The 15516-nt window shown below is 72.1% G+C and carries 11 protein-coding genes and 1 pseudogene; 6 read left to right on the top strand and 6 right to left on the bottom strand.

Going from position 1 to position 15516, the window contains the following annotated elements; all coding sequences use genetic code 11:
* The first annotated feature begins 375 nt into the window (after positions 1-375).
* Positions 376-816: a DUF4254 domain-containing protein gene (locus POF43_RS01380; RefSeq protein WP_271312791.1), complete on the top strand. Its 441-nt coding sequence runs from the start codon at positions 376-378 to the stop codon at positions 814-816.
* A gap of 64 nt (positions 817-880) precedes the next feature.
* Positions 881-2098, top strand: a complete 1218-nt coding sequence (locus tag POF43_RS01385; protein WP_271321851.1) for a glycosyltransferase family 9 protein — start codon at positions 881-883, stop codon at positions 2096-2098.
* A gap of 273 nt (positions 2099-2371) precedes the next feature.
* On the opposite strand, the gene POF43_RS01390 is transcribed toward POF43_RS01385, so the two are convergent.
* Together POF43_RS01390 and POF43_RS01395 are read right to left on the bottom strand one after the other, a co-directional pair.
* Positions 2372-3252, bottom strand: a protein-coding gene (locus tag POF43_RS01390) for an IS5 family transposase (RefSeq protein WP_271321850.1) whose coding sequence is annotated in 2 segments (ribosomal slippage) — positions 2372-2892 and positions 2892-3252 — 882 coding nt in all. Because the reading frame shifts where the segments join, the coding sequence is not laid out codon by codon here.
* Positions 3253-3305: 53 nt separating this feature from the next.
* Positions 3306-3935 (bottom strand): HAD-IA family hydrolase, encoded by a 630-nt coding sequence (locus tag POF43_RS01395; RefSeq protein ID WP_271321849.1) that lies wholly within the window; start codon positions 3933-3935, stop codon positions 3306-3308.
* A gap of 209 nt (positions 3936-4144) precedes the next feature.
* On the opposite strand from POF43_RS01395, the gene POF43_RS01400 reads away from it, so the two are divergent.
* A complete protein-coding gene (locus tag POF43_RS01400; protein WP_271321848.1) occupies positions 4145-4600 on the top strand; it encodes a nuclear transport factor 2 family protein in 456 nt (151 codons plus the stop codon).
* 147 nt (positions 4601-4747) lie between these two features.
* On the opposite strand, the pseudogene POF43_RS01405 reads toward POF43_RS01400, so the two are convergent.
* Positions 4748-5105: pseudogene (locus POF43_RS01405) on the bottom strand (class I SAM-dependent methyltransferase); the annotation flags it as partial.
* A 358-nt stretch (positions 5106-5463) separates the two neighbouring features.
* Complete coding sequence (locus tag POF43_RS01410) at positions 5464-6180, bottom strand: SDR family oxidoreductase (RefSeq protein ID WP_271321847.1); 717 nt, start codon at positions 6178-6180, stop codon at positions 5464-5466.
* Positions 6181-6419: 239 nt separating this feature from the next.
* On the opposite strand from POF43_RS01410, the gene POF43_RS01415 reads away from it, so the two are divergent.
* Positions 6420-7334 (top strand): LysR family transcriptional regulator, encoded by a 915-nt coding sequence (locus POF43_RS01415; protein WP_271321846.1) that lies wholly within the window; start codon positions 6420-6422, stop codon positions 7332-7334.
* Between the two features lie 496 nt (positions 7335-7830).
* Here the strand turns inward: POF43_RS01415 and POF43_RS01420 are convergent, their stop codons facing one another.
* On the bottom strand, positions 7831-10122 hold the full coding sequence (locus POF43_RS01420) for an excinuclease ABC subunit UvrA (RefSeq protein ID WP_271321845.1): 2292 nt from the start codon (positions 10120-10122) through the stop codon (positions 7831-7833).
* Positions 10123-10944: 822 nt separating this feature from the next.
* On the opposite strand from POF43_RS01420, the gene POF43_RS01425 reads away from it, so the two are divergent.
* Both POF43_RS01425 and POF43_RS01430 read left to right on the top strand, forming a co-directional pair.
* Positions 10945-12828 carry an ABC transporter ATP-binding protein gene (locus POF43_RS01425; protein ID WP_282704357.1) on the top strand — a complete coding sequence of 628 codons (1884 nt, stop codon included), beginning with the start codon at positions 10945-10947 and terminating at the stop codon, positions 12826-12828.
* Positions 12828-14750, top strand: coding sequence for an ABC transporter ATP-binding protein (locus tag POF43_RS01430; RefSeq protein WP_271323036.1), 1923 nt, complete (start codon positions 12828-12830; stop codon positions 14748-14750). Before POF43_RS01425 ends, POF43_RS01430 begins: the two co-directional genes overlap by 1 nt.
* 131 nt (positions 14751-14881) lie before the next feature.
* Here POF43_RS01430 and POF43_RS01435 read toward each other — a convergent pair whose 3' ends face one another.
* Entirely contained in the window at positions 14882-15226 is a 345-nt protein-coding gene (locus POF43_RS01435) for a VOC family protein (protein WP_271314119.1), read from the bottom strand.
* Positions 15227-15516: the final 290 nt, after the last annotated feature.

Here is a 15516-nt window from a genome sequence, read left to right on the forward strand (position 1 = left end):
CGTTCCGGCGGCTGCGGCCTGTCCGGCGGGCGGCGCATACCTACCGCGGTGGCCCTCGCACGCACCGCCTGCGTACCGGCCGAACGCATGTTTCCAGCCGCACCAAGGGGAATTTCGGTCACTCGGCAGCAGGCTGGAATTTCCCGTCGATCTGCCGGGTACGCAATCCGGGGACCCCATGTACAGTCGTGCGGTGAAAGTCTGATCCGCCGGTGCGGAAACTCGCTCCGCCTAGTTCGATGTCGTCAGGGAACCCACGGCAAGGGAGCGGAGATGAACTTGGGTCGAACAGCGGATGAGGTGCCCTCCGCCGCAGCCATAATCGAAACCTTCGCTCTCCCCGGCCCGCGAAACACCGAGAAGCCGAATGAATCGGTGTTCATCGGCACGTCCCGCCGGTTGTGCGCCCACCACGGCCGCCAATGGGACGCCGAGGACGAGGCACGGGAACTCGCCGCGGAACCCGAGAAGCTGGCCGCCGTGAAACGCGAGATCGACGCGATGAACATGCGGCGCAGCGGCCTGATCGACCTGCTCGACACCTGGGTGCACGACCACATCACCCAGGAGCACGCGGCCCCGCTGCACACCGAGACGCTCGGCAGCATCGTCGACCGGCTGTGCATCGCCTGGATCCGCTCGCAGAAGCTGAGCGCCAAGGCCCGCGGCGACGACGATCCGGTACTCGCCGGCAAGGGCGCGCTGGCGGCGCGTCAGCTGACGGAACTCGGCCACGCCTACGACGTCCTGGTCGCCGAGGTCACCTCCGGCCGGCGCCGGGTCCCCGACTGGCGCGCGCTGAAGTCCTACGGGTAGGAAAGGACCGCCCGGGCCCGGCACCCACGGGACCGGCGGGCGAGCGCACGAAGGAGCGACGGACGTGTGGAGCATTGACGGTGTGAAGTTCCAGCCCGGCGGCCGGCTGGTCGTCCCGCGGCGGGCGGCCCCGCTGGGGGTGCGTCTGCCCTACCGCCGCGCCAAGGGGGAGGCGCCCGACGGCCCGACCCGGCTGCTGGACGCCGTGGCCGCGAACGGCTGGTCCGTGCGGTTCGTCGCCGACCCGGGCGGCGGCTTCAGCGCGGGGACGTCCGCGGTCCCGTTCGGCGACCTGCTGCTGGAACTGACCGTCGCCCGCGCCCTTCTCGACGCGTCGGCCGTCACCGGGGCCGCGCCCGCCGAGGTGGTCTACCGCGGCCCGCGCCACCGCCTGATGGAACGGTGCGACCTTCCCTTCGCCGCCTGCGAGGACGGCCCGCAGCACACCGTGTCCACCCCGGCGGCGGCCGTGTCCGCCACGGTCCCGCCCACCGGGCCCCCGTCCTGGGCCGGCGCCGGCCAGGACCCGTCGCCCGGGGCCCCGCGGACCCACGTCCCGCCGTGGCTCGACCCGGTCGACGACGAGGTCGAGGTCCACTCCGCCCTCCCCATGCGGTACTACCTGGAGGTCGAACAGCGCCTGGGCGTGCGCCTGCCGCTGGACGGCGCCCCCGCCCCGCGCTTCCGGTCGCGCACCGCGAACACCGACCCGCGGCACGTCGTGCTGGTCTCCACCTCCAGCGCCTACGGCAGCAGGCAGGACTACGGCGTCGACGGCCTGCTCGACGTCGCCCGCTCCCTGACCGAACTCGCCCCCGGCGCCTGGCGGTTCACCCTGCTCACCAACGATCCGGCCCGGCAGGCCGCCGGAGCGCGGCTGGACTGCCCCCTCGACGTCGTCGTACGGCCCGACGCGACGGACTGCGTCGACCTGTTCGGCAGCTGCGCGCTCGTCGTGGGCAACGACACCGGGCTGACCCACCTGGCGGCCCTGACCGCCCGCCCCGACGGCACCGGCCCGCAGGTCGTCGCGCTGCACGGGCGCTTCAGCCACCTCAAGTGGGTGACCGGCTCCACCCGCCACCACTCGGTGGCCACCCCGCTGTCGCAGATGATGGCCTTCGCCGACGTCGGGCTCTACATCAACTCCTACGGCCTGCCCATCGACGACACCGTATGGGGCACCGGCGACGTCACGGCGATCGCACCGTCCCTCATCGCGCGGTACGCCTACGGGTGTTTGACGGGGGAGGTGCCGCACGCCGATGAGCCGCAGGCCTGACGGGGACGGTGCCGTCCGCCGACATACCGGCGGCTGACGGCCGCGCACCGCGCGGGGTTCGTGGCCGTCGGCTTCGTGCGGGTCGGGAAGGGCGTGCGTTCCCCCCTGGCGGTTGGTGCGGACGGTGAGGGGACGACCCCCGTGGTGTTCCGGCCCCCGGAGCGGACATCACAGCGCTTCGGGGGCCGTGTCGAGACCCGCGGCCCACTCCGGGGCCGGGGAGTTGTGATGGGGCTGAACGCCGGTGTGAGGGCCTAGGTGCTGTCCGGCGGATCATGGTCGGAGCCATAAGCGGATGGCGGCTGTGGTGACGGTGCCGTGGAAGAGGTAGGCGCGTTTGTCGTAGCGGGTGGCGACGGCCCGGAAGTTCTTGAGCCGGTTGATCGTGCGTTCGACCTCGTTGCGGCGCCGGTAGATCTCCTTGGTGAAGCCGGTGGGTCGGCCGCCGTGGCTGCCGCGGCGTTTGCGGTGGGCCCGCTGGTCCTTCGGTTCGGGGATGGTGTGCTTGATATGCCGTCTTCGCAGGTAGCGGCGGTTGCGGCGGGAGCTGTATGCCTTGTCGCCGCCCACGTGGTCCGGGCGTGTGCGCGGCCTGCCGCCGAGCGGCCGGGCTACCCGGATGCGGTTCAGGACCTCGACCAGCTGGGGTGCGTCGCCCCACTGGCCGGGGGTGAGCAGGAAGGCCATCGGGCGGCAGCCGCCCTCGCCGGCGAGGTGGATCTTGCAGGTCAGACCGCCCCGGGACCGTCCGAGTCCCTCGTCGGCGCGATGGTGCCGGGGCGTCGACCTTTTTTCGGGACGCGGGGTGCTTTCCTGCGTGCGCCGGCCGCGTGCTGGTGGGCCCGGCAGGACGTCGAATCGACGCTCACCATCGACCAGTCGATGCGGCCGGCCAGGTCGGCGTCCGCCTGGACCGCCTGAAGGATCCGGTCCCAGGTGCCGTCCGCCGACCAGCGCCGGTGCCGCTCATAGACCGTCTTCCAGGACCCGTACCGCTCCGGCAAGTCCCGCCACGGAACCCCGGTCCGCACCCGGAACAAGATCCCGTCGATCACCCGCCGGTGGTCACTCCAGCGGCCACCGCGCAGCCCGACTACCGGCAGATGCGGCTCCAGCCGGGCCCACTCCGCGTTTGTCAGATCACCCCGTCCCATGGCCAGCACAACGAACCGATCATGCAATGGTCACAAGATCCACCGGACAGTGCCTAGACCTCGTGGGTGAGTCGCAGGCCGAGGTGCGTCTCCAGCTGCGCGATCGTGTCGCCCGGGTCTCTGGCGAGGACGGTCGCGATGCCGAGTTCCCGGGCCGGCGGAAGATTGCGGGCGGTGTCGTCCACGAAGACGCACGCCTCGCCGGGCAGATCCATCAGCCCGAGCATCGTCCGGTACAGCACCGGGTCGGGCTTGCGGGCCCTGTAGTGCTCGGAGATCAGGACGGCGTCGTAGTGCGCGGCGAGGTCGTGGCCCAGGTAGGGGTCGCACGGCTCCAGGCCGATGCTGTTGGAGAAGATCCCGACCTTGATCCCGGCCGCGCGGGCGACCTGGGCGGCGGCGATCAGCCTCGGTTCGAGATGGAGGTCCTCCAGCACCGTGCCGAGCAGGCCGGTGCCGTCGACGCCGAGCAGGGCGCCGGTGCGCTCGTTCCACTCGGTCTGAGTGATCGCCCCGCGCTCCAGGTCGGCCCAGAGGGCGGCGCCCTCGGGATTCTTCGCGATCACCGACAAGAAGGTGCCCTCGGGCAGGCCGGCCCGGCGGTCGAAGGCGGCCGCGCAGGCGGGCACGCTGGTGGTCAGCACCCCGCCGAAGTCGAGGATGAGTCCCGTGCGGTGGTTCATGCGGCGCTCCCAGCGGTCTTGAGGAAGGTCCCAGTGTCGATCATGTGCCCGCCCCGCGTTCGCACGGCCGCCGTGCGGTGCGGACGAAGGCGGAACCTGAACGGACCAGTTGCGAGGGCGGAGATCCCGCCGGCCCTGCGCCCGAAGCGAACGGCGCCGCCGGATCGCGGGTGCCTGGGTACGGTGAAGGTGACGAGGCCAGGAGTGCCGTGGCGGCGACAGGGCGGGAGTGCGGGCTGATGGCGGAGGCGGAAGCGGCGGCAGCAGCGGGGCAGGGTGAGCCCGACCCCGACATCGCGGTGGTATTGCGGTCCTACGCGGCCTACGCGCGCGGTGACATCGACGAGGCGATCACCGCGCTCGACCCCCGGGTGGAGTGGATCGAACCCGACGAGTTCCCCGACGGCGGGCTCCGGGTCGGCCCGGAGGCGGTGGCCGCGTACCTGCGCGGATCGCGGGCCCGCTGGGCGCGGTTGCGCTCCGAACCGGTCGCCCACCGCAGGGGCGCCGACATCGTGGTCGTCCACCACGTGACCGGCACGATGACCGACGGCACCGAGCACCGGATGACGGTCGCCGACGTCTACACCCTCCACGACGGCCGGGTGATCCGCATGCAGGCCTACGCCGACCCCGCCCGGGTACCCGGCGAACCCGCGGGCTGAGCCGCGACCGCCCGCCGTGACGCGGCGGTCCTCGCCTCGCCCGCCGAGTGCTCACGCCCCGCCGGCGAAGGCATCGGGCGGGACGCGGGCAGGCTCCAGAATGCGCGGTCAAGGCCGATGGCTCGGCCCACCGTCGTATCCCGCCCCGGGCGTGTGATGGGTGGAGTACCGGGCCAGGATGCCGCCGAGCTCGTCGTCCCGCATCGCCGGTGCGGTCATTGGGACCTCAGTGCACCGCGAGTTCGGACCGGTGTGCCGGGCCGACCCGACCATCTTCGGCGACGGGTTGACGCCGAGGCCGGACACCCCCAGCCCGGCCAGGTGCGCCGTCACGTGTCCGGGGCCGCACCCCCAGGTCCGCCACCGGCCCCAGACCGGCCGCCCCCACCAGTTCGGTGTACCCCGCCAGCATCGCGCGTGACAGCGGGTCCATCTCGGCTGGAGGCGGGACGCGTTCGACGTAATCGGCAGCGATCGTGTCGTACGACTCGCGGACGGCGGTCAGAAGGCAGAGCTCAGCCGTGCGGGCGACCCCGGACCGGGCAACCGACGCACCGTGGCACGACCTTCAGCTGACGTGCGCGGCATCCGTCGCTGCCGACACCCGGCCGTCACACCACGCCGCTGATCGTTTGCGGTCACGCCAGTTGCAACGGGTTGCCGACAGCGGATCAGCGGCCCGAGCCGTCCGTGCGGACCTGTTCCGATCCTGCGCCAAGAGGCGTCGTCGGTGTGCCCCCCGCGACCCGCCGGACTGCGCACCCGGATCGGCGGGGTCGCCAAGGCGCGGTTGCGGGCGCGTGTCCGGGCCGCGCCCACCGGGCGTTCAGACGGGGCCGACGCAGCCGACGCAGCCGACGCGACTACGCGCCGATCCCCATGCCTCCGCTGACGATGAGGTTGTCGCCGGTGATGTAGCCGGCGGCGTCGGAGGCGAGGAAGGCGACGGCTTCGGCGACGTCGGCGGGGAGTCCGACGCGGCCGAGAGGGATACCTGCACTCCAGGACTGCACGGTTTCGCGCGCGATGCCCAGGCCGCTGTAGACGGGGGTGTCGATCGCACCGGGGCTGACGGCGTTGACCCGGATGCGGCGGGGCGCCAGTTCCAGGGCGGCGCTCCGCATCAGCGGGAGGAGGGAGCCCTTGGCGGCGACCATGGCGGGGGCCGCTGTGCCGGTGCCGGCGCCGATGGTGAAGATGACGGACGCGCCGTCGTTGAGGAGGGGGAGCGCCTTTTGCAGGGTGAAGAAGTTGCCCTTGACGTTGATGTCGAACAGCGCGTCGAAGTCCGCCTCTTCTGTGTCGGCCAGTGGCTTGGGCCGTGAGACGCCGGCGTTGAGGAAGAGCACGTCGAGGGTGCCGAAACGTTCGCGTACCTGGTCCATGGCGTGGTCGATCCCGGTCAGGGAACGGGCGTCGGCCCGCACCGCGTGGATTCCCGCGGGGAGGTCGTTGTGTGCCTCGGCTACGCTCGCGCGTCCGGTGACCATCACGCGGTATCCGCGCTCGAAGAGCAGTTCGGCGGTCGCCCTGCCGATGCCGCTGGTTCCGCCGGTGATCAGGGCTGCGGGTGCGGGCATGGTGTTTCTCCTTGCGTGCGTATGCGTATGCGTATGCGTATGCGGCGCGGGTGACGGCGTGTGGCGTACCGCGTGACGCACCGGCGAGCTGAGGCCCTCAGGACCATGAGCACGCTAGGAGCCGGTGGTGGACCGCGTCCAAGGCCCATGCCGTATATCGATATACAGAACAGGCATCGCCCCAGCTCATGACCGCTCACGGTGGACCGGCGCCGAATGAACAGGGTTACGCTTTCGGAGTGACCGAACCGATTTCTGCCGCGGACCTCGACCTTCGGCTGCTGCGGTACTTCGTCGGCCTCGCCGAGCATCGGACCTTCGCGCGGGCCGCCGACGCCCTGAAGATCACTCAGCCCTCCTTGAGCCGACAGATCCTGCGCCTGGAGCAGCAGGTGGGAGCCCGCCTGCTGGACCGCACTCCGCACGGCAGCCGACTCACCCCGGCGGGCGAGGTCCTCCTGCCCCGCGCCAAGGCACTGCTGCGCACCGCCGCCCGGACGATCGCCCTCACCCGGGCCGCCGCCGAGCCCGTACGCGTCACGGTCGGCTACACCACCGGCATCATCGTCACTCCCGCGGTGCGAGAACTGCGCCGCCGGCATCCGGACGCCGAGGTCGACACCGTGCACCTGGGGTGGAGCGATGTGCGCCCCGCACTGCTGGACCGCCGCGTGGACGCCGTGGTCACCCGGCTGCCGCTGCACACCGCACGCCTGAACGTGACCGTCCTGTACGAGGAGCCACGCGTCCTGGTGGTCTCCAGCGACCACCGGCTGGCCGGCAAGGACTGCGTCGGCCTCGCCGACTTCGCCGATGAGCCCCTGATCCGTGCGAGCGACCCGGCCCGTGACGCCTTCTGGCGCATCGACCCCCGTCCCGACGGAAGCCGCGCCCCCGACGGTCCCCTCGTGGAGGACCTGGAGGACAAACTCGAACTCATCGCCTCCGGACGGGCCGTGGCCATCGTCCCGGCCCTGGACGGCAGGAGCCGCCCCTACCTCAACGCCGTCCCGCTGCGTGACGTCGAACCCAGTCACGTGGTGCTGGCCGTGCGGGCGGACGACCGCAGCCGGCTCGTCGCCGCTTTCCGCACGCTCGCCCAGTCCTTCCTGACGGGCCCCGTCCCCGCCGGCCCGGCGGACGGGGCGCCCTGACCCGGTTCCGACCGGAGGGCACGGGCGCGTACCTGGCCCGGGGCCGGGCGGAAGCGGCCCCGGTGCGAAGTGGCGGGGGCCTTCGGGCCGCGCCCTGCGGGTCCTGGCCCGTCGGATGCCACGGATCGGGAAGGTCACACCTCCGGCAGTCCCTTCTCCCGCCCGGAGCCCGCCGGCGTCGTCAAGCAGCGGATGCGGCCGCATCCCGTGTGGGGTGCGCGAGCCGGGGCGGGCGGTGATCAGCAGGTCTCGGTGGCCACGCCGGGAGAGGCTCTTGCGCCCGTCGCGTCCGCCGTCGTCGCGGCGGGGCGGTGGCTCGGGCGGGAACGGCGGCCGGGTTGGCGGCAGGTCGCGCGGCGATCGGGATCCGGCGGCGGGAGCGGCCCCGGGCCCGGACGATGGGGGGACGGGCGCGGTTGCCCCGCCTCGGCGCCCCACGTTCCGCCGACGCCGAGGCCGACGCCGACGCCGACGCGGATCGCGATGCGGTGGTCGCCTATCGGGTGGCCGCGGTCAGAGCACGTCCGGTGAGCGAGTCCTTCTGCCGCATCAGTTCGGACGGGGTGCCGGCGAAGATCAGGCGGCCGCCATCGGTGCCGGCGCCGGGGCCGATGTCGATCACGTGGTCGGCCTGGGCCACGACGCGGAGATCGTGCTCGACGACGACCAGCGTCGCGCCGGCGTCGACGAGTTCGGCGAAGAGCAGGTCGAGCCGCTCCACGTCGCTGGGGTGCAGGCCGGTCGTCGGCTCGTCGAGCACGATCCGCTCCTCGGCGAAGTCGGGGGAGCCGCTGAGGTGCCGGGCCAGCAGGAGGCGCTGCTTCTCGCCGCCGGAGAACGTGTCGAGCGACTGGCCGACGGCGACGTAGCCGAGCCCGACGCGCTCCAGCCATCCCATCGTTGCCACAATGTCGGGGCGGTCCGGGAAGAGAGCCGCCACGGGGCCCGCCGACATCTTCAGCACATCCGCGATCGTGTGGCCCTCGAGCCTGACGTTCAAGGCCGTGTGGTTGAAGCGTTCACCCCCGCAGACTTCGCAAGCCGTCGCGACGTCGTCGAGGAAGGCGAGCTCGGTGGTGACGTAGCCCTTGCCCTTGCAGTTAGGGCAGGCCCCCTTGGAGTTGAAGCTGAACCAGGCCGGTTCGAGTCCGGACGAGGCGCTGAACGCGTCGCGCACGCTGTCGGCGACGCCGAGGATGCTCAGCGACATCGACCGTACTCCGCCGCGCAGCGGGTCCTGCCCGACCACCGTGAACTCGGGGTGCTGGCAGGGAAGTTCATTGGTCGCGAGCGAGCTCTTGCCAGAACCCGCGACGCCGGTGACCGCGGTGAGCACGCCGATCGGGATATCGACGTCGAAACCGGTCAGGTTGTGTGCCGAGGCGTTTTCGACCCGGACGCGGGCGCGCGGCTCGCGGACGGCCCGCGTCAGCTTCAACGGCGTCGAAAGCAGCCGTCCGGTGACCGTGTCGCTGCCACGCAGTGCCTTCGGTGTCCCCTGGAACTGCACCAGTCCGCCCTGCGATCCCGCTCCCGGCCCCATGTCGATCACCTGGTCGGCGATGCGGATCACCTGGGGATGATGCTCGACGACCAGCACGGTGTTCCCCGCGTCGCGCAGTCGTAGCAGAAGGTGGTTGAGGCGCTGCACATCCGCGGGATGCAGCCCGGTCGAGGGCTCGTCGAAGACGTAGGTGATGTCGGTGAGGGCGCTGCCGAGGTGCCGGACGATCTTCACCCGCTGTGCCTCTCCGCCCGACAGCGTCGACGATTCGCGGTCGAGCGAGAGGTATCCGAGTCCGACGGAGAGCAGCGCGTCCACAGTGCGGCGGATACCGACGAGGGCCGGTTCCACCCGCGGGTCCTTCACCTTCTCCAGCAGTGCGCGCAGCTCGGCCACCGGCATGGCCGACCAGTCCACGATCGAAAGTCCGTCGATGAGGCTGGTCCGGGCCGCGGCATTCAGCCGCGCTCCGTCGCACGCCGGGCAGACCCGGTGCGTCGTCAGGCGATCCAGCTCTTCGCGTACCTGCGAAGAGATCTTGGCCGGGCGGTTCTTCACGTAGACGTCGCGCATCCGGGTGACGACGCCGTCGAAGCGAGCGGTCTTGGGAAACCGCGGGTCCGGATTCGGCAGTTTCATCTGATCCGCGTAGAGGAAAAGGTTCATCTCCTCGTCCGTGTAGTCCTTCAACGGCTTTTCCCGGTCGAACAGCCCGCAGTAGGCGAAGCGCTTCCAGCGATAGACGCCGGGCCGGAACTGGCTGAACCGTACGGGCCCCTCGTTGATGTTCTTCTGCGGGTCGATCAACTCCGCCACGTCGATGTCGACGACGCTGCCGAGACCTTCGCAGTCAGGGCACATGCCCGCCGGATCGTTGAAGGAGTACGCGGGCGAGTACCCGGCGGATGGCTCGGCGATCCGGGAGAACACCAGCCTGATCAGCGGAGCGAGATCGGAAGCCGTCGATACGGTCGACCGGGCGTTGCCGGTGAAGCGGCGCTGGTCGATGATGGCGGTGAACGTGAGGCCGCTCATCGACTGCACTTCGGGCGCCGGCATGTGCGGGAGCCGGTTCCGTACGAAGGATGAATACGAATCGTTCACCAGGCGCTGCGCCTCGGCGGCGATCGTGTCGAGCACGAGTGAGGACTTGCCCGAGCCGGAAATTCCGGTGACGACCGTCAGCGCCTTCTTCGGCACATCGACCGTGATATTTCTGAGGTTGTTGGTGGCTGCACCGACGACGCGGATGACGGCTTCGCCTGCGGCGGCGTGAGGGTCCATGGCCGCCATCATAGATTTGACCGGCACGGCAAACAGGTGACACACGTGGTGACCGACAGCGGCTTCCGCCGGTCACCCTCGACGGCGGGACCAACTACGGCCGGCCTCCCCATGGGATAAATGACGCTCCGTGGCGCGCCCGGCTTTCGCAGCGGCTGATACGGTCCCGGGCCCGACTTATCCATCGCATACCGATCGGGTCAGGACAGGCTGGTCACGGTGAAGGACGGGAGAGGAGATCCGGTTGAGGAATTCCCGGGCCGCGTTCATGGCCACGGGTATGGAGAAATCGATCGCGGTCATCCCGGTAGGCCGTGTGCTGGCGTTCTGTCGAGCCGGTGACGGGATGGTGGGACGTGGAGTGACCTGACGGACGGATGGGCGGAGCGCCCTGAGCCGCCTCAGCCGGTGAGCCATGGCCGTGGTGACGGGTGATGGTGTGACCGGTGATGGTGTGATCGGCGGGGGGTCGACGGCAGGGTGTACCGAGATCCGTCCGGGTGTGCGGTGGCGTGACCTGCCCGGACGGTACGGGCCCGCGGAAGGCGGTTCACGAGCGGCATCGCCGCTGATCGGCGGCCGGGCCCCGGAGCACACCGTCCGACCGCGTGCTACGGTCCGTCGCTGATCACGGGTCGCCGGCGATCACGGTCCTCCGACGGTCCGGGCCCGTCGGGGACGTCCGGGCGGCCGGACCGGTGCGCGGCGCCGTCACGGCTCCCGGTGGTCGAAGCGGTGGGACGGGAATTTCAGTTGCCCCGGTGGGCGGCGGGCTCAAGACTCGCCGTAGCACCTGCGGCGGAATCAGGTTCGGGGGAGAACATGCGTGTGCCGGCCGGTTATCGCACCAGATGGGCGAGTCTGCGCCTGTTATGGGGCTCCTCGCGCGGGCTGGCGCTGGGCGCGATGGTCATGCTCGTCGCCGACGCGGCGCTGCCCAGCCTGACGTTGGTGTCGATGGGCCGTGCCGCCGGGCACATACCCGGCGCCGTCGCCGACGGGGTCTCCTCGGCGGCCGGGCACGCGCTGTGGTGGGCGCTGGCACTGGCGGCCGGGTGCTTCACGTTGTCGATGCTGCGCGGGCCGGTGGAGGACGTACTGTCGGCCGCCGCGCGGGCCAGGCTGACGGCGGTGCTCCAGGAACGGCTGGTGCGCGCGGTCTCGGCGCCGCCGGGGATCGCGCACCTCGAGGACCCGGCGGTGCTGGACCGGCTGTCCTTCGCGCAGGGCGAGGTGATGGGCCAGCAGCCCGCCGACGCCCCGATGACCCTGCTGCAGACCGCGGGCGGCAGGCTGGGCGGGCTGGTGGCCTGCGGGGTGCTGAGCGGCTACCACTGGTGGCTCGGGCTGACGCTGCTCGCCGCCTGGCTGGTGGTGCGCCGGCCGCTCGGGGCGCTGGTGCGCTCCCGGGTCGGCACGTTCCGCGCGGCCGGCGAGCCGCTGCGCCGCAGCTGGTATTTCCTGGGGGTGGCCTGGCGGCCGCAGTTCGCCAAGGAGGTACGGGTCTTCGGGCTCGGCGAGTGGGTGCTCGACTCCTACCAGCGCTGGTACACCGAGGCGATGCGGCCCTCCTGGCGCACCGTCGGTCGGCTGAACCTGCGGGTCGCCGGTGCGGGGCTGCTGGTGCTCGCGGCGTACGGGCTCGGGGCGGGCACCTTGTCGTGGGACGCCTACCACCACACGGTGGGGCTGCGGACCCTGGCGACCATGCTGCCCATGCTGCTGGCCACCATGCCGGTCGGCAGCGTGACGGCGACCGACTTCGCCCTGGAGTCGATGCTCTCCGCGCTGCCGGATCTGGACGGCCTGGAGGCCGCTCTGGCCCCGCCCGCCCTGCCTGCCCCGGCCGACCCGGCCGACCCGGAGGCCCTTGCCCCGGCAGCCGTCGCCCCGGCGGACGCCGCAGGGCTGCCGCGTGCGGCCATCCGGCTCGAAGGCGTCGGATTCCGCTACCCCGGCGGCCAGCAGGACGTACTGCACGGCCTCGACCTCGAACTGCCCGCCGGTACCTCGCTCGCCGTCGTCGGCGTCAACGGCGCGGGCAAGACCACGCTGGTCACCCTGCTGGCCCGGCTGCGCGAACCGACGGCCGGGCGCATCACGGTGGACGGCCACGACCTCGCCGACCTCGACCCGGCCGCGTGGCAACGTCAACTGGCCGTCGTTTTTCAGGACTTCACCCGCTATCCGCTCACCGCCGCCGAGAACGTCTCGCTGGCGCTGCGCCACGACCCGCCCGATCCGGGGGCGTTGAGCCGGGCCGCGGAACGGGCGGGGGCGGCCGAGTTGGTCGAGGGCCTGGCGAACGGCTGGCAGACGGTACTGTCCCCGCACTACACCGGCGGCACCGATCTGTCCGGCGGCCAGTGGCAACGCCTCGCGCTGGCACGGGCGTTGTACGCGGTGGAGCGTGGCGCGCGGGTGCTCGTGCTGGACGAGCCGACCGCGCAACTCGACGTGCGCGCCGAGGCGGCGTTCTACGACCGCTTCCTGCAGATCACCGAGGGCACCACCAGCATCGTCATCTCGCACCGCTTCTCCACCGTCCGCAAGGCCGACCGGATCGCGGTGCTGGACGCCGGACGCATCACCGAACTCGGCGGCCACGACGAGCTGTTGGCGACCGGCGGACAGTACGCGGAACTCTTCCGCACCCAGGCGGCCCGCTTCACCGGGCCCGCCTCGACCCGGCGCGGGAGGCAGTGATGGCGCGGACCTCGAAGCAGGCGGCACAGATGGCGGATACCTCGAAGCGGTCGGCCGCGAGCCGTCCGAGCGGTCTGTACGGCGTGCGGGCGCTGACGCTGCTGGGCGGTTCGGGATTCCGGGCGGCGCCGCTGCTGATGACGGCGACGACCGTGCTGCTGATCGTCGGCGCGGCCGCCTCGGTGAGCGGGACGGTCGGCTACCGGGTGGTCATCGACTCCGCCGCGCACCACGACGCCCGGCAGGCAGTGACCGGTGCCGTGCTGGTGGCGGCGCTGTTCACCGTGGCGTGGGTGTGCGGGATCGTCGGCGCGATGCAGAACTCGATGCTCACCGACCGGGTCGCGCTGCTGATCAACACCCGCGTCGGCCGGCTGGCGACCGCCGCGAACGGACTCGAACTGCTGGAACACCCCGACAAGTTGAGCGGCCTCGACCAGGTGCGCGACAACCGCCGCGCCATCGCGGGCGCGTCCCGGCAGTTCCTGCGCGGCCTGCAGACGGTGATCCGCGGCGGCGGCATCCTGGTGCTGCTGATCACCGTCTACCCGCCGATCCTCATCGTCCCGCTGCTCGGCGTGGTGCCCGCGCTCGCCGGCCGCCGCGCCTCCCGGTTGCAGAAGGAGACGGACGACGACCTGGCGCAGGACCGCCGGCTGCTGGCCGACCTCTTCCGGCTCACCACCACCGCCGAGACCGCCAAGGAGCTGCGGATCTGCGGGGTGACCGGTGATCTGGCGCAGCGGCACGCGGAGTTGGGCGAACGCATCCGTACCCGCACGGTGCGGGCGGCGTGGCGCAGCGCCGGGTGGGAGGCGGCCGGCTGGCTGGTGTACGCGATCGGCTTCAGCGGGGCGATCGCGCTGCTGGTGTGGCGCGCGGCGCACGGCCACACCAGTCCGGGCCAGGTCGTGATGGCGGTCAGCCTGCTGCGTCGCGCGCAGAGCCAGGTCTCCGGTGCGAGCGACACCGCGGGGGCGATGGGCACCGCGTTCCGCTCCGCGCGGCTCCTGCTGGAGTTGGAGGACGGCATCGCCGCGGAACGCGTTCCGCCGGAGCGTTCGGCCGCCGCGCCGCACCGGCTGGACGACGGCATTCGGCTGGAGGGCGTGTCGTTCGGCTACCACGGCGCGAGCACCCCGGTGCTGCGCGAGGTGGATCTGCGGTTGCCCGCGGGGGCCACGGTGGCGATCGTCGGGGACAACGGCGCGGGCAAGACGACCCTGGTCAAGCTGCTCACCGGGATGTACCGGCCGACCGAGGGCCGGATCACGGTGGACGGCACGGACCTGGCCGACATCGAGCCGGCCGCCTGGCGGGAGCAGACCTCGGCCGCCTTCCAGGACTTCGTCCGCTACCAGTGGACCGCCCGCCAGACCGTCGGGGCGGGCGACCTGCCCCGGATGCCGGACGAGTGCGCGGTACGCGGTGCGGTGGCCCGCGCCGACGCCGACGACGTGCTGGCCCGGCTGCCCGACGGCCTCGACTCGCAACTCGGCCGGTTCTTCACCGGCGGCACCGAGTTGTCCGGCGGACAGTGGCAACGCCTGGCGCTGGCACGGGCGTTGATGCGTGAACGCCCGCTGCTGACGGTGCTCGACGAACCGACGGCGGCGCTCGACGCGGCCACCGAGAGCGCGCTGTACGCCCGTTGGGGCGAGGCGGCCCGGGCGGGCGCGGCCGACCGCGGCGCGGTGACGCTGCTGGTCTCCCACCGCTTCTCCACGGTGCGCACGGCCGACCTGATCGTCGTCCTGGACGGCGGCCGGGTCACCGAGGTGGGCGGCCACGAGGACCTGATGGCCGCCGGCGGCCCCTACGCGCGGCTGTTCGCCCTCCAGGCCCGCGGCTACCTGGACGGCGGCCCGAAACTGCCCGCCCAGCCGACCGGCAGCCGGGCCGCGGAGCCCGACCGCGGGTAGGCCGTCGCGGCCCGGGCGGCCGGGGCCGTTCCTGACGCGGAAGACGCACGGGCCGCCGGCCGCCGTCGCGGTGCGTCAGGGCCCGGGCCGGCGAGGACGACTCCGCGGTCGCCCGGCGCAGGGCGAGGGCGTCACGGCTGCTGGCGGAGCCCGATGACGTTGCCGTCGGTGTCCTTGACGGAGCCGACCAGCAGGCCGCCGCCGACATCGTGCGGCTCCTCGTGGGACTCGGCACCGGCGGCGACGAGGGCCTGGTGGGCGGCGGCGATGTCGGGCACGTCGCGGAAGCAGACCGGGCCGTTGGTACCGCCCTGCTGGCCGTCGGGGACGAGGCCGATCTGCTGACCGTCGAGCTCGAAGCCGACGTAGTACGGCGAGTCCGTCGACGGTTCGGCGCCGAGGAACGTGCTGAAGAGCGCCTTGGACCGGGCGAGGTCCTGGACGTGGTAGATGATCACATTGATGCCGCTGCTCATGGCGGGGTACTCCTGCGTCTCGTGGTGCTGCGGCGGTCCTGCGGAGCCGCCGGTGATTCCACGGTAGACGTGAGGCCGGACGGCCGCTTCTCCAAAACTGATCGATCGGCCGTCGACCCCGAAGAGGAATCACGCCCCCGGCCGGGCCTGCCCGAGAGCCCGGCTCGCGCCCGCACACCACCGTCGTCCGGGCGGCCATCGGCGCTGACACCTCGGCACGTTCTCGCTCCGACGCTCCGACGCTCCGACGCTCCGACGCGGCGGTCGCGCGGACCGCGCCGGAGCCCCGG

The sequence above is a fragment of the Streptantibioticus silvisoli genome, from assembly GCF_027947535.2.
GTDB classification, from domain to species: Bacteria; Actinomycetota; Actinomycetes; order Streptomycetales; family Streptomycetaceae; genus Streptantibioticus_C; species Streptantibioticus_C silvisoli.

What these genes read in the sequence shown, in the direction of transcription:
- POF43_RS01395 (WP_271321849.1), bottom strand. Translation starts at nt 3,935, where the DNA reads ATGAACCACCGCACGGGACTCATCCTCGACTTCGGCGGGGTGCTGACC.
- POF43_RS01410 (WP_271321847.1), bottom strand. Translation starts at nt 6,180, where the DNA reads ATGCCCGCACCCGCAGCCCTGATCACCGGCGGAACCAGCGGCATCGGC.
- POF43_RS01420 (WP_271321845.1), bottom strand. Translation starts at nt 10,122, where the DNA reads ATGGACCCTCACGCCGCCGCAGGCGAAGCCGTCATCCGCGTCGTCGGT.
- POF43_RS01425 (WP_282704357.1), top strand. Translation starts at nt 10,945, where the DNA reads ATGCGTGTGCCGGCCGGTTATCGCACCAGATGGGCGAGTCTGCGCCTG.
- POF43_RS01430 (WP_271323036.1), top strand. Translation starts at nt 12,828, where the DNA reads ATGGCGCGGACCTCGAAGCAGGCGGCACAGATGGCGGATACCTCGAAG.
- POF43_RS01435 (WP_271314119.1), bottom strand. Translation starts at nt 15,226, where the DNA reads ATGAGCAGCGGCATCAATGTGATCATCTACCACGTCCAGGACCTCGCC.